General features: G+C 71.9%; 9 protein-coding genes and 1 pseudogene. 8 read left to right on the top strand and 2 right to left on the bottom strand.

Features of this window, described 5'->3' with window-relative positions; translation table 11 throughout:
* Nucleotides 1-295 precede the first annotated feature (295 nt).
* From GR130_RS38940 to GR130_RS38920, 6 genes and pseudogenes are all read left to right on the top strand, one after another.
* The gene (locus GR130_RS38940) at nt 296-613 is read left to right on the top strand and encodes a hypothetical protein (protein WP_159509344.1); all 318 of its coding nucleotides are present in this window, start codon (nt 296-298) and stop codon (nt 611-613) included.
* A 404-nt stretch (nt 614-1,017) separates the two neighbouring features.
* Nucleotides 1,018-1,149 (top strand): annotated as a pseudogene (locus GR130_RS41225) (acyl-CoA dehydrogenase); the annotation flags it as partial.
* A 53-nt stretch (nt 1,150-1,202) separates the two neighbouring features.
* Complete coding sequence (locus tag GR130_RS38935) at nt 1,203-2,213, top strand: bifunctional MaoC family dehydratase N-terminal/OB-fold nucleic acid binding domain-containing protein (RefSeq protein WP_159510518.1); 1,011 nt, start codon at nt 1,203-1,205, stop codon at nt 2,211-2,213.
* A 100-nt stretch (nt 2,214-2,313) separates the two neighbouring features.
* Nucleotides 2,314-2,760: a MaoC family dehydratase gene (locus GR130_RS38930; RefSeq protein ID WP_328707586.1), complete on the top strand. Its 447-nt coding sequence runs from the start codon at nt 2,314-2,316 to the stop codon at nt 2,758-2,760.
* Complete coding sequence (locus GR130_RS38925; RefSeq protein WP_159509342.1) at nt 2,757-3,920, top strand: lipid-transfer protein; 1,164 nt, start codon at nt 2,757-2,759, stop codon at nt 3,918-3,920. The genes GR130_RS38930 and GR130_RS38925 overlap by 4 nt, the downstream gene beginning before the upstream one ends.
* 253 nt (nt 3,921-4,173) lie before the next feature.
* Complete coding sequence (locus GR130_RS38920) at nt 4,174-4,710, top strand: SigE family RNA polymerase sigma factor (RefSeq protein ID WP_159509340.1); 537 nt, start codon at nt 4,174-4,176, stop codon at nt 4,708-4,710.
* Between the two features lie 84 nt (nt 4,711-4,794).
* Here the strand turns inward: GR130_RS38920 and GR130_RS38915 are convergent, their stop codons facing one another.
* Nucleotides 4,795-5,514: a response regulator gene (locus tag GR130_RS38915; protein WP_159509338.1), complete on the bottom strand. Its 720-nt coding sequence runs from the start codon at nt 5,512-5,514 to the stop codon at nt 4,795-4,797.
* Between the two features lie 2 nt (nt 5,515-5,516).
* A complete protein-coding gene (locus GR130_RS38910; protein ID WP_236573872.1) occupies nt 5,517-10,055 on the bottom strand; it encodes a HAMP domain-containing protein in 4,539 nt (1,512 codons plus the stop codon).
* Nucleotides 10,056-10,203: 148 nt separating this feature from the next.
* Between GR130_RS38910 and GR130_RS38905 the strand changes: the two genes are divergently transcribed.
* Together GR130_RS38905 and GR130_RS38900 are read left to right on the top strand one after the other, a co-directional pair.
* Nucleotides 10,204-12,114, top strand: a complete 1,911-nt coding sequence (locus GR130_RS38905; RefSeq protein WP_159509336.1) for a SpoIIE family protein phosphatase — start codon at nt 10,204-10,206, stop codon at nt 12,112-12,114.
* A gap of 204 nt (nt 12,115-12,318) precedes the next feature.
* Complete coding sequence (locus tag GR130_RS38900; protein WP_159509334.1) at nt 12,319-13,974, top strand: long-chain fatty acid--CoA ligase; 1,656 nt, start codon at nt 12,319-12,321, stop codon at nt 13,972-13,974.
* The last annotated feature ends 42 nt before the right edge of the window (nt 13,975-14,016 follow it).

Genomic DNA, 14,016 nt, shown 5'->3' with positions numbered 1-14,016 from the left:
AATCGCCCGTTGCCGGTGGGTTCGCCGGGGATTCGGTGGGCAATTCTGAGGTCGCGACGTCGAGGCAGGTGCCGCGGTGGTCGGCCAACTACCCGGTGCGCAAACGGAGTTCGGGCTACAGGGGTCGGCCGTGGTTCGTGTTCGGGGCGGGATCCGGGAGGCTGGATCCGGGTTCCGGTGCACGGTCCGGCGGCCGGATCCCGTCACCAGGAGCGGTAGTTCGGACGCAGCAGTGAAGTGGCAGTTCGAAGCAGCAGTTCAGAGCCAGAGATTGCGTTCCTTGGGAGGAAGAGACATGGCAAGCACCCGTACCGCCCGTGTCATCGCTGTCGCCCTCGCGTTGCCTTTCGCTGCCGCGCTCTGCACCGGTGTGGCGCAGGCCGACAACGGTGGCTTTGCGAACAACGGGTCGAGCGCGGCCGTCACGAACCAGGTGGGGACCGGTGTCGGTCACGACAACGACGGCAACTCCACGACCGGTCAGCAGGTGGCCAACGGTCCCGGGGCGTCCAACCGGAACAACACCGCCAGCGTGAACGGTTCCGGCGTCACGGTCATCGACCAGGGTGACAGGGTCGGCAACCGTGACATCGACTTCGACCGGATCTGGTGACCCCGGCCCGCCGCGCCGCGGTGCGGCGGCTGACCGGGGGGTGATGCGGGGTACGGCGTGTGCGGACGGTGGGCTGCTCTGGGGTTCGCCGCGCGTACCTTGACAGCGAGCGGGTTTCTGACGGACAGTCAGAAACCCGCTCGCTCGTTCGTGCGCCCGGACGGTCCCCATGGGCCACCGGGAGGCCCCGAGGGCCGCAGGGGTGTGTCAGCGCCTCTGGCGCACGGCCGCCACCAGAAGGGGAGGCCCGCCGTCGTGCACCTCGTCCCCACCCCGCGCCGGCAGCGGTTGCGCGCCGAACTCCGTGCGCACTTCCGGCGGTTGATGCCGGAGGGGCCGGCAGAGGACCCCGCGGCGCAGGGTGCGGTACTGCGCCGGATCGGCGCCGACCGGCTCCCCCAAGCGCCTATGAGGGTGGCGAGTCGGAGCGGATGAACCGCGCGGTGCAGATCGACACCTTGGGGGGCGGAGTGAGCGAGGTCCAGCGGGAGATCGTGGCCACGATGCGACTGGGGATGCGGAGGGGGCGTCGGTGACGGAGGAGACGCGTACGGTGGACGAGGCGGGTGCGGGGGACGGGGCGGCCCGGGTGGCCGCGCAGGAGCGGGCCGCCTTCGAGAAGCGGCTGAAGTCCTACGAGGGCCGGGGCGCCGCCGCCTCCGGAGCGGGCCGGGACCCCGTCAACGAGCCGATGATCCGCCACTGGTGCGAGGCGATGGGGGACGCCCACCCCGCCTACCGTGGGCCCGGCGCCGTCGCCCCGCCGACCATGCTCCAGGCGTGGACGATGGGCGGGCTCTCCGGGCACCAGGGGCGCAACACGGCGCACGACGAGCTGTTCGCGCTGCTCGACGGTGCCGGCTGCACCTCGATCGTCGCCACCGACTGCGAGCAGGAGTACCTCCGTCCGCTGCGCCCCGGGGACGCGATCACCTTCGACGCGGTGATCGAGTCGGTCTCGGGGCGCAAGACCACGAAGCTGGGCACCGGCTACTTCGTCACGACCCGGATGGACGTGCTCGCGAACGGCGAACCGGCCGGGACGCACCGCTTCCGCATCCTCAAGTACGCCCCGGCGGCGCGGCGTACGCAGCCTGCCGAGGGGTCCGGGGCGGCGCCCGGGGGCGGCCGGGGCGGGCCGTCCAAGGGGAAGCGTCCGCGGCCGGTCGTCAACCGGGACAACGCCGGGTTCTGGGACGGGGTCGCCGCCGGCAGGCTGCTGATCCAGCGCTGCGGCGGCTGCGGGGTGCTGCGGTTCCCCTGGCTGCCCGGGTGCAACGCCTGCGGCGCGGCGGAGTGGGACACGGTCGAGGCGTGCGGCACCGGCACCGTCTACTCGTACGTGGTGATGCACCATCCGCCCTTCCCCGCCTTCGCGGAACCTGATGGTGCCGCTGACGCGGCGGGGCCGTACGCGGTGGGGCTGATCGAGCTGGCGGAGGGCGTGCGGATGGTCAGCAACGTCGTCGGGGTGCCCTGCGACGAGGTGCGCGTCGGGATGCCCGTGCGGCTCGCGTTCCTGACGGTGGACGGGGAGTGGGAGCTGCCGGTGTTCCGGGCGGACCCGCCCGGGGGGAGCGCCGGGGGAGGCGAGGGCTGATGGACGTCACGCCCACGGAGGAGCGGCTGACCGCGTACCTCGGGCCGGGGGCCGAACTCCTCGAAGATCTGGGCGAGTTGCCGACGAAGGAGGAACGGGCGTGAGCCTTCCTGCGAGCGATGACCCGGCCGTGCCCGTCGCCGCCCCGGGCGACGAGCTGCCGCCCCTGACGCTCCCCATCACCCGCACCCTGATCGTCTCCGGGGCCATCGCCTCACGGGACTACCAGGACGTGCACCACGACGCCGAGGCGGCCAGGGAGAAGGGCTCCCCGGACATCTTCATGAACATCCTCACCACCAACGGGCTGGTCGGCCGCTACATCACCGACCACTTCGGCCCCCGGTCCGTCCTGCGCAAGGTCGCCATCCGGCTCGGCGCGCCCAACTACCCGGGAGACACCATGGTGTTGCGCGGTACGGTCACCGCCGTCGACGGCGACACGGCCCACGTGCGGGTCATCGGCGCCAACGGCCTCGGCCACCACGTCACCGGCACCGTCGTCGTCACCGTCCCCGCCGCCGAGGGCCGGGCGGCCACCCGATGACCCTCCACCGCCCCGACGCGCTCGGCGGCCGGGCCGCCATCGCCGGCATCGGCGCGACGGAGTTCTCCAAGGACTCCGGCCGCAGCGAGCTCAAGCTCGCCGTCGAGGCCGTGCACGCCGCCCTCGACGACGCCGGGCTGACCCCGGCCGACGCCGACGGCCTGGTCACCTTCACCATGGACACCAACCCGGAGATCACGGTCGCCCAGGCGGCCGGCATGGGTGAGCTGTCGTTCTTCTCCCGCGTCCACTACGGAGGCGGTGCGGCCTGTGCCACCGTCCTCCAGGCGGCCCTGGCGGTCGCCACCGGGCTCGCCGAGGTCGTGGTCTGCTACCGCGCCTTCAACGAGCGCTCCGGCCGCCGCTTCGGCTCCGGCGTCCAGCAGCGCGAACCGTCCGCCGAGGGCACCGCGCTCGGCTGGAACCTCCCCTTCGGACTGCTCACCCCCGCCTCCTGGGTGGCCATGGCCGCCCGGCGCTATCTGCACACCTACGGCCTGACCCCGGACGCCTTCGGCCATGTCGCGGTTACCGACCGCCGCCACGCCGCCCGCAACCCGGCCGCGTACTTCTACGGGAAGCCCATCACCCTCGCCGACCACGCCGCCTCCCGATGGATCGTCGAGCCGCTGCGCCTGCTGGACTGCTGCCAGGAGACGGACGGCGCGCAGGCGATCGTGGTGACGTCCGTGGAGCGGGCCCGCGACCTCCCGCACCCGCCCGCGCTGATCACGGCGGCGGCGCAGGGGGCCGGCCGCGCCCAGGAGCAGATGACCAGCTTCTACCGCGACGACCTGACCGGCCTGCCCGAGATGAACGTCGTCGCCCGCCAGCTCTGGCGCACGTCCGGGCTCACCCCCGCCGACATCGACGTCGCCGTCCTCTACGACCACTTCACCCCGTTCGTGCTGATGCAGCTGGAGGAGTTCGGCTTCTGCGGCCCCGGGGAGGCGGCCGGTTTCGTGGCCGCCGACAGCCTCCCCCTCAACACCCACGGCGGCCAGCTCGGCGAGGCGTACCTGCACGGGATGAACGGCATCGCCGAGGCGGTGCGCCAGCTCCGCGGCACCAGCGTGAACCAGGCCGGGACCCCCGCCCACGCCCTGGTCACGGCCGGTACGGGTGTCCCCACCTCGGGGCTGGTCCTGGGCCGGGCGTAGTGCGGGCGGCCGCCGTCCCCCGCCGTGGACGATCATGGTGGTCCGGTCGCGGCCTCCCCGCCGGGCCGTCCGTACCCTCGGCGCTCCCCGGGGCCTTTCCGACGGGTCAGGGGCGGACAGGCCCTAGGGGGACGACGCCTCCGCTCCCCCCTGAGGAGGTGAGGCGGGCCCCGCGCGTACGACTTGAGAGGGACGCCGCTTCGGCACCCTGGGCCGATCCATCCGGACCGCCTTCGCTTCTAGCGTTGAGCCCATGACCACGTCTGTGTGCACCAGCGCCTCGACCCCCGCTGTGTTCCCGTCGTTCGCCTCCTACGTACGGGCCCGGGGACCGGTTCTGCTGCGCGCCGCGCGGTCCCTGTCCTCGAACCCGAACGATGCGGAGGACCTGCTCCAGACCGCGCTCACCAAGACCTTCGTGGCCTGGGAGCGCATCGAGGACCACCGCGCGCTGGACGGCTATGTCCGCCGTGCGCTGATCAACACCCGCACCTCCCAGTGGCGCAAGCGCAAGGTGGAGGAGTTCGCCTGCGACGAGCTGCCGGAGCCGGACCCGACGCCGGCGCCCGATCCGGCCGAGCTCCAGGGGCTGCGGGACGCGATGTGGCGTGCGGTGATGCGGCTGCCCGCCCGGCAGCGGGCGATGGTCGTCCTGAGGTATTACGAGGACCTCAGCGAGGCCCAGACCGCCGAGGTCATGGAGGTCTCGGTCGGCACGGTCAAGAGCGCCGTCTCCCGCGCGCTGGCCAAGCTCCGGGAGGACCCGGAGCTGGCCCTCATCGGGTCCTGACCCCGCCGAACCGTTTCGCCGAACTGTTCCTCCGCCGCGGTACCGCCGCGGTACCGGCCCGGTCCGGCGGCCGTGGCGCCGCCGTTACGGGCCGCGGCCCACCAGCAGCCGGCTCACCCCCTGCTCCAGGGCCGTGATGCGGTCGGCCAGGCCGGCCTGCTCGGCGTCCTTCGCGTCGCGCAGCAGGAGTTCGATCTGGGCGAGCTGGCTGGCGATCTCGGCGAGGCGGGCGGATTCGTCCTGGTCGGCGGGAGGGGACGGCAGCGGGGCGGCGTCCGGCGGGGCGGGCTCCTGCGGTGGTGCGGGGGACGCCGTGGGTGGCAGCCCGGACTCGGCCGGCTCTGCGGCGCGTGCCCCGGACGCCGTCAGCAGGCGCTTCAACTGATCGGCCTGGGCGGCGAGTTGGCGGTTCTTGCGGTGCAGTTCGAGGAAGACGTTGACCTTGGTGCGCAGCAGCCAGGGGTCGAAGGGTTTGATGAGGAAATCGGCGGCGCCGACCGTATAGCCGCGGTAGGCGTAGTTGGGGTCCACGGAGGCGCCGGTGAGCAGGATGATGGGGACGTCCTTCGTCTGATCCAGGCCCTTGATGTTGGCCGCCGTCTCGAATCCGTTCATGCCCGGCATCAGCACGTCGATGAGCACGACCGCGAACTCCTCGCGGAGCATGGCCTTGAGCGCTTCCTCGCCGGAGCGGGCGCGGACGACTTTCTGGGCGAGGGAGCCCAGTACGGCTTCGAGGGCGACCAGGTTTTCCTCCATGTCGTCGACGATGAGAATGCTGGCTGTCTCCTGCGGTGGTGTCATTGCTACTGCCCTGCCGTTCCCCCGTCGTCGGGTGCGGCGGCGGTGTCAGAGGAGGGGGAGGGGGAGGGGGATTCCGGTTCGGGGTGGTGCTCGCCGGTCTCCGGCGGGTGCGCGGCGGAGCCGGCCTCGGGGGCGTCCGGCGCGGGGGCGTCCGGCGCGGGGGTCTCGGGGTCGTTCCCCGTCGTCCCGTTCCCCGGTGTCCCGGACGTTGCCGTAACGGCCTTTGCCGTCCCGGACGTTGGCGTACCGGAGACGCCGGAATCCGGCCGGGGAGCCGCGAACGGGCCGTTCGCCGGGTCCAGCAGCCCGCAGATCACCGACAGCAGCCGGTCCACGTCCACCGGTTTCGGGATGTAGTCGTTGGCCCCGCTCTCGATGGCCTTCTCGCGGTCGCCCGGCATGGCCTTGGCGGTGAGCGCGACAATGGGGAGGGCGGCGAACCGGGGTGTCCGGCGAATGGCCCGGATCATTTCGTAGCCGTCCATTTCCGGCATCATGATGTCCATCAGGACCAGCGACACATCCGGTGCCCGGTCGAGGACCTCCAGGCCCTCGCGGCCGTTCTCCGCGTATTTGACGCTGATGCCGACCCGGCCGAGCACGTGCGTCAGCGCGAAGACGTTACGGATGTCGTCGTCGACGATGAGGATGCGGCGATCGGCCAGGACGCGCCCGGCGCGTCCGCTCAGCCAATCCTTGAGCCGGGTGGTCTCGGGCCAGGTGACGTCGCCGCCCTCGGCGGGCCGGACGGTCGTGCGGGGGGCGAGGCTCTCCTGGGTGGGGAAGACGTCGCCGCGCCGCGGGGTGAGGGCGGGTGGCGGGCCGGTGAGCTGCTCGGCCAGCACCGGGCGGCCCAGGGTTCCGTTGCCCGGCCCGGCCGTCCCGCCGGTCACGCCCGCCGCGCCGGCCCCGCCGGCCGCCACGGCACCCGCGCCCGGCTGTGCGCCGCTCTCCGCCGGGCGGGGCGCGGACGCCGGGCCGGGCGCCGGGAACGGCCCGGTGTAGCGCGCGGGCACGTAGAGCGTGAAGGTCGATCCGACGTCCACCTCGCTCTCGGCCTTGATCCGGCCGCCCAGCAGCGCGGCCATGTCCCGGCTGATGGAGAGGCCGAGGCCGGTGCCGCCGTATTTGCGGTTGGTGGTGCCGTCGGACTGCTGGAACGCCTCGAAGATCCCGTCGAGTTTCTCCGGGGGGATACCGATTCCGGTGTCCTTGACGGACATGGCGATCACGGCGTCGGCGGTGCGCAGCGACTCCTCCTCGAAGTCGGTGCCCGGTACCCGTTCCACGATCAGTTCGACGCCGCCGGTGGAGGTGAACTTCACCGCGTTGGAGAGGAGGTTGCGCAGAATCTGCTGGAGGCGCTGCTCGTCGGAGAAGAGTTCTTCGGGGACGTCGTCGCCGACCCTGACGTCGAAGCTGAGGCCGCGGTCGACGGTGAGCGGGCGGAAGGTCGCGCGGACGTAGTCGAGCAGCTTCTTCAGCGGCAGGGCCTTGGGGTGGACGTCCATCCGCCCCGCCTCGATCTTGGACAGGTCGAGGATGTCGTTGATGAGCTGGAGGAGGTCGGAGCCGGCGCGGTGGATGGTGACGGCGAACTCCACCTCCTGCGGGGTGAGATGGCCCTCCGGGTTGTCGGCGAGGAGGCGGGAGAGGACCAGCAGGGAGTTGAGCGGGGTGCGCAGCTCGTGCGACATGTTCGCCAGGAACTCGGACTTGTACTGGGAGGAGGTCGCCAGCAGTGCGGCCTTCTCCTCCAACTCGGCGTTGGTGAGCTGGAGTTCGTCGGAGCGCTGGCGCAGCTCGGCGGTCAGCCGCTGGGACTCCGACAGCAGGGACTCGGTACGGGAGTTGGCGATGATGGTGTTGATGGAGACGCCGATGGTGTTCACGAACTGGTCGATGAAGGCGAGGTGCACCTCGCTGAAGCGGCTGAAGGAGGCCAGCTCGATCACGCCGAGCACCTGGTCCTCGAAGAGGACCGGCAGGATGACGACGCTGGCCGGGGCCGACGCGCCGAGCCCGGAGCTGATGGTGATGTAGTCCGAGGGCACGGCCTCCACGAGGATGCGCTTCTTCTCCATCGCCGCCTGGGTGATCAGGCCCCAGCCGGGGGTGCCCATCCGCAGCCGCGGCAGCGCGCGCCGGCCCTCGGGACGGCCGGTCCCGTACCCGGCGATCAGCTCCAGCCCCTCGCCCGGCTCGGCCCCCGCCTCGGCCAGGAAGAACGCGCCGAACTGGGCGTTCACCAGCGGTGTCAGCTCGCGCAGGATCAGGTCCGCGACCTCGACCAGATCGCGGTGGCCCTGCATCAGACCCGCGATACGGGTCAGGTTGGACTCCAGCCAGTCCTTGGCGCGGGTGGTCTCGCGCAGGTTGGCGACCATCAGGTTGACGTTGTTCTTCAGGGCGGCGACCTCGCCCTGGGCGTCCACGGTGATCGACCCGGACATGTCGCCCTGGGTGACCGCGCTGGCGACCTCGGCGATCGCCCGCACCTGCGTCGTCAGGTTCAGCGCCAGCTCGTTGACGCTGGTGGTCAGCTGCTTCCAGGTCCCGTAGACGCCCTCGACCCGGGCCTGGCCGCCCAGCTGGCCCTCGCTGCCCACCTCGCGCGCCACCCGGGTCACCTCGGAGGCGAACGAGGAGAGGGTGTCGACCATCGTGTTGATGGTGGTCTTCAGCTCCAGGATCTCGCCGCGGGCGTCGACGTCGATCTTCTTGGACAGGTCGCCGCGGGCGACGGCGGTGGCCACCTGGGCGATGTTGCGGACCTGCGACGTCAGGTTGTCCGCCATGGAGTTGACGTTGTCGGTGAGGTTCTTCCAGACCCCGGACACCCCGTGGACCTGGGCGCGCCCGCCCAGCCGGCCCTCGGTGCCGACCTCGCGGGCCACCCTGGTGACCTCGTCCGCGAACGCCCGCAGCTGCTTGACCATGGTGTTCACGGTGTCCTTCAGCTCCAGGATCTCGCCGCGGGCGTCGACGTCGATCTTCTTGGACAGGTCGCCGTTGGCGACCGCGGTGGTCACCTGGGCGATGTTGCGGACCTGGGAGGTCAGGTTCAGCGCCATGGAGTTGACGTTGTCGGTGAGTTCCTTCCAGACCCCGGACACGCCTCGGACCTGAGCCTGGCCGCCCAGGTTGCCCTCGGTGCCGACCTCGCGGGCGACCCGGGTGACCTCGTCGGCGAAGGCGGAGAGCTGGTCGACCATGGTGTTGATCGTCGACTTCAGCTCCAGGATCTCGCCCTTGGCCTCGACGGTGATCGTCTTGCCGAGGTCGCCCTCCGCGACGGCGGTGGCGACCTGGGCGATGTTGCGGACCTGGGAGGTCAGGTTGTCCGCCATGAAGTTGACGCTCTCGGTGAGGTCCTTCCAGACCCCGGACACGCCCCGGACCTGCGCCCGGCCGCCCAGCCGGCCTTCCGTGCCGACCTCGCGGGCGACCCGGGTGACCTCGTCGGCGAAGGCGGAGAGCTGGTCGACCATGGTGTTGATCGTCGACTTCAGCTCCAGGATCTCGCCCTGCGCGTCGACGGTGATCTTCTGGCTGAGGTCGCCGTTGGCCACCGCGGTGGTCACCTGGGCGATGTTGCGGACCTGCCAGGTCAGGTTGGACGCCATGAGGTTGACGTTGTCGGTGAGGTCCTTCCAGACCCCGGACACGCCCCGGACCTGCGCCCGACCGCCGAGCTGCCCCTCGGTGCCGACCTCGCGGGCCACCCTGGTCACCTCGTCGGCGAACGCCCGCAGCTGGTCGACCATGGTGTTCACGGTGAGCTTCAGCTCCAGCAGCTCACCGGTGGCCTCGACCGTCACCTGCTGGGTCAGATCGCCGCGGGCCACCGCCGTCGTCACCACCGCGATGTCCCGCACCTGCGCCGTCAGCCGCGACGCCATGGCGTTGACCGCCTCGGTCACGTGCAGCCAGTCGCCGGACAGCCCCTGGACCTTCGCCCGGCCGCCCAGGCGGCCCTCGGTGCCGACCTCGCGGGCGACCCGGGTGACCTCGCCGGTGAACAGCGAGAGCTGGTCGACCATGCGGTTCACCCCGCTGCCCAGGCGGCGCAGATCGCCGCGGAGCTGGCGGTTGCCGTCGTGCAGGTCGACATGCCGGGTCAGATCGCCGTCCGCGACCGCGTCCAGCACCCGGGTGGCCTTGGCGACCGGGACCACCAGTGCTTCCAGCACGGTGTTGGCCGCCTCGACATTGGTCGTCCAGCCGCCCTGGCCGGGGCTCGCGCTGATCCGTTCGTCCAGCCTGCCCTGCCGGATGACCTCATGGCGTACGCGCTGGAGCTCGGCGGCCAGATGCGCGTTGCGCGCGACGATCTGGGAGAAGACGCCGGTCATGTCGGCGAGCACGCCGTCGGTCGGGGTGCCGTCCTGGGGGCGCTCCACCTGGGCGGTGAAATCGCCGTCCCGCAGGGCGTGCATGGCCGCGAGCAGGGGGCGCAGCTCGCTCGTCCGCACCCACTCTCCGTCAGGGCGGGGAGTCGGGGGAGCAGTGGACCCGGGGCGGGTCGGGTCGGGTGCCATGGCACACCATCCCCCCATGGTCGAGATCGATCTGATCCAGAGCCTGTGAGGAGCCTTCGAGCTGGCCGGAACTGATCCAATTGGGCAGATATGTCATAGTATAAAGCGCCTCGTAATTGGACCTTCCCCCAGCACGCCAGGGGGCGCAGTGGCACCGCTGTCCCCACACACCACGGCTCCTCAGGACATCGAATCGGTGTCCCGCAAAGGGCTGCCGGCGAACCAGCTGGCAGCCGCCGGAGCGCGCCGGTTCGTCCGTACGCTGCTGACCGAACGGGCGGCTGCCCCGGACGCCGCACCTGGCGCCGCGGCCATCAGCCAGGAACTCATCGACCAGGCCGTGCTCCTGGTGAGCGAACTGGTCACCAACGCCGTCATGTACGCCGGGACCGAGATCGACGTGACCTGCCGGCTGGAGTACGGGCGAAAGCCCGCCGCGGGCACCGCAGGGGGGCGGGGCGACGGGAGCGCGCCCGATGGCCCGGCCACCGTCGGCATCGTCCTCGAAGTCTCCGACCGGCACCCCTCCCGCGTCGTACGCGGTGGGGTCGACGCCCGCAGCGGTGAGCCCGGTTACGGCCTCCAGCTCGTCAGCGCGCTCGCCGAGTCCTGGGGCGTGACCTACCGCAAGGCGACCAAGACGGTGTGGTTCCGGCTGGAGGCGACCGAGGGCGTGCGCGGGATCGAGCACGTCACCTCCGGGCCCCGTCCGCATGCGGCCGAGACCCCGGTGAGCGCGCCCCGCGGCCATGAGCGCCCCCGGCACGGCCACGCCTCCGAGTGGGCCGACCGCGGCGGCCCGTCCTTCCTCGCCGAGACCAGCGAACTGCTCGCCGGCCAGCTCGACCAGGACATGGTGACCGCGCTCGCGGCCCAGCTGCTGGTGCCGCGGCTCGCCGACTGGTGCGCGATCTGGCTGAGCGACGAGGGCGGCCGGATGCAGCTCTCCCGCGTCTGGCACGTCGACGAGCGGCGGATCGCCCCGCTCCGCGCCGATCTGGAACGCGACCAGCCCACCGACGCCGTCCGTACCGCCGGCACCCCCTGGCCCTGGCCGGAATGCGCCGGTGCGGCCCCCTCCGGCGGCTCGGCGCTGGCCTTCCCGCTGGTCGCCCGCGGCACCGAGCAGGGCGTGCTGCTGCTCGGCCGGGCGGGCCAGCTCAAGATGACCGACACCGTCGTACGGATGGTGGAGGACGTCGCGCGCCGGGTCGCCCAGGCCGTCTACACCGCCCGCCAGTACACCCGCCAGACCACCATCAGCCTGGCCCTCCAGCGCCGTCAGCTGCCCGCTTCGCTGGCCAGCATCGTCGGCGTGGACACCGCGATCGTCTACGAGCCGCACGGCGAGGGGCAGACCGTCGGCGGCGACTTTTACGACATCTTCCCGATGGGCGAGTGCCGCTGGTGCTTCCTCCTGGGGGACGTCCAGGGCAAGGACCCCGAGGCGATGTCGGTGACCGGGCTGGCCCGCCACCTGGTGCGGCTGCTGGCCCGTGAGGGCCACGGGGTGGAATCGGTCCTCGGGCGGTTGAACCTGGCCATGGCCGAGGAGAGCGCCGAGGCGGTGGAGCTCGGCGGCGAGCAGGCCAGCTCCCGCTTCCTGAGCCTGCTGTACGGCGAACTCGCCGTCGACACCGGCGTCCCCGGGGCCCGCTGCACGGTCGCCAGCGCCGGCCATCCGCCACCGCTGCACCTGTTCACCGACGGCTCCGTCGAGCCCGCCTCCGATCCGCAGATGCTCCTGGGCATCGACGAGGGCACCGAGTACCACGCCAGCACCTTCACCCTCGCCCCCGGCGAGACGCTGCTCTGCGTCACCGACGGGGTCACCGAACGCCGGTGCGGCAACTGGCAGTTGGACGACAACGACGGGCTGATCGAGGTGCTGCGCGACGGCCTCGGCCTGGGCGCCAAGGCCCTCGCGGAGCACGTGCGCCGAGCCGCCCACGACTTCGGCACCGGACCCGTGGAGGACGACCTCTCGGTCCTGGTCCTCCAGGCGGTGACCCCGAAGGCGGACCCGGCCGCGGACCCGGAGCAGGAGCTCCGGGTGTGACCCGGAGCGCACCCGGAGACGGGGCGCCGGTCCCGGGCGCACTGCCCGCCGCCCCGTCGGCGGCGTCATCCTTTCGAGCGACACGATCCCGGCCGTTTCCCGGCCGCCGGGGTAAAGAACACGCCACGGAGGCGTGACATACCCAGCGGTATGCCTCGACAATCGCAGCACCACTACCCGCCCGTAACAAGCGGAGGCAACCCGGTGCTCAGCACGATGCAGGACGTACCGCTCACCGTCTCGCGAATCCTCACCCATGGGTCCACAGTCCACGGGAAGTCGCAGGTGATCACCTGGACCGGCGAGGCCGAGCCGCACCGCCGCACCTTCGCCGAGATCGGCCGCCGGGCCGCCCAGCTGGCGCACGCGCTGCGCGACGAGCTGGGAGTGGCCGCCGAGGAGCGGGTCGCCACGCTCCTGTGGAACAACGCCGAGCACATGGAGGCGTACCTCGGGATCCCCGCCATGGGCGCGGTGCTGCACACGCTCAACCTGCGGCTGCCGGCCGAGCAGTTGGCATGGATCGTCCACCACGCCGAGGACCGGGTCGTGCTGGTGAACGGGACGCTGATCCCGCTGCTGGCACCGCTGCTGCCGGCACTGCCCGGGGTGGAGCACGTGGTCGTCGTCGGCGGGGGCGGCGACCGGGGGCTGCTCGCGGAATCCCCGGCCCGGGTGCACGACTACGAGGAGCTGATCGCCGGCCGGCCGGAGCACTACGACTGGCCGGAGATCGACGAGCGGGAGGCGGCGGCGCTCTGCTACACGTCCGGGACGACCGGCGACCCCAAGGGCGTGCTGTACAGCCACCGTTCGCTGTATCTGCACTCGATGCAGGTGAACACCGCCGAGGCGTTCGCCCTCAGCTCGCGGGACATCACGCTTCCCGTGGTGCCGATGTTCCATGTGAACGCCTGGGGACTGCCGCACGCCGCGTTCATGGCCGGGGCCTCGCTCCTGATGCCGGACCGCTTCCTGCAGCCCGCCCCGCTCGCCGAGATGATCGAGCGGGTCCGGCCCACCATCGGCGCCGCCGTACCGACCATCTGGCAGGGCCTGCTGGCCGAACTCGACGCCCGCAAGCGGGACGTGGCCTGCCTGCACACCGTCGTCATCGGCGGATCGGCGTGCCCGCCGGCCCTGATGCGCGGATTCGAGGAGCGGCACGGGATCCGGGTCGTGCACGCCTGGGGCATGACCGAGACCTCGCCGCTGGGCAGCGTCTCGCACCCGCCGGCCGGGGTGAGCGGCGAGGAGGAGTGGGCCTACCGCGCCACCCAGGGGCGCTTCCCGGCCTCCGTCGAGGCCCGGCTGATCGGCCCGAACGGCGAGGAGCTGCCCCGGGACGGCGTCGCGGCCGGCGAGCTGGAGGTGCGCGGGCCGTGGATCGCGGGGGCGTACTACGGCGGGGCGCAGGGTGAACCGCTGCGCCCCGAGGACAAGTTCAGCCCGGACGGCTGGCTGCGCACCGGCGACGTCGGGACCATCACCCCGGACGGCTATCTGACGCTGACCGACCGGGCCAAGGACGTCATCAAGTCGGGCGGCGAGTGGATCTCGTCGGTGGAGCTGGAGAACCACCTGATGGCCCACCCCGGGGTCGCGGAGGCCGCCGTGGTGGCCGTGCCGGACGAGAAGTGGGGCGAACGGCCGCTGGCGACGGTGGTGTTGACGGACGGTACGGCGATCACGTACGAGGAGCTGCGGGCGTTCCTCGGCGAGCGGATCGCGCGCTGGCAGCTGCCCGAGCGGTGGGCGGTCATCCCGTCGGTGCCGAAGACGAGCGTGGGGAAGTTCGACAAGAAGGTGCTGCGGCGGCAGTACGCGGACGGTGAGCTGGACGTGACCCACCTGGCGTGAGCCGGTCCTCCGGGGTGCTGCGGGGTCCGGTCGCCCGGTCCC

This window comes from Streptomyces sp. GS7 (assembly GCF_009834125.1).
Taxonomy (GTDB): Bacteria; Actinomycetota; Actinomycetes; order Streptomycetales; family Streptomycetaceae; genus Streptomyces.
Note: the sequence above shows the minus strand (reverse complement) of the source record. Positions and strands in the feature narration are given on the sequence as shown.

What these genes read in the sequence shown, in the direction of transcription:
- GR130_RS38940 (WP_159509344.1), top strand. Translation starts at nt 296, where the DNA reads ATGGCAAGCACCCGTACCGCCCGTGTCATCGCTGTCGCCCTCGCGTTG.
- GR130_RS38925 (WP_159509342.1), top strand. Translation starts at nt 2,757, where the DNA reads ATGACCCTCCACCGCCCCGACGCGCTCGGCGGCCGGGCCGCCATCGCC.
- GR130_RS38920 (WP_159509340.1), top strand. Translation starts at nt 4,174, where the DNA reads ATGACCACGTCTGTGTGCACCAGCGCCTCGACCCCCGCTGTGTTCCCG.
- GR130_RS38915 (WP_159509338.1), bottom strand. Translation starts at nt 5,514, where the DNA reads ATGACACCACCGCAGGAGACAGCCAGCATTCTCATCGTCGACGACATG.
- GR130_RS38910 (WP_236573872.1), bottom strand. Translation starts at nt 10,055, where the DNA reads ATGGCACCCGACCCGACCCGCCCCGGGTCCACTGCTCCCCCGACTCCC.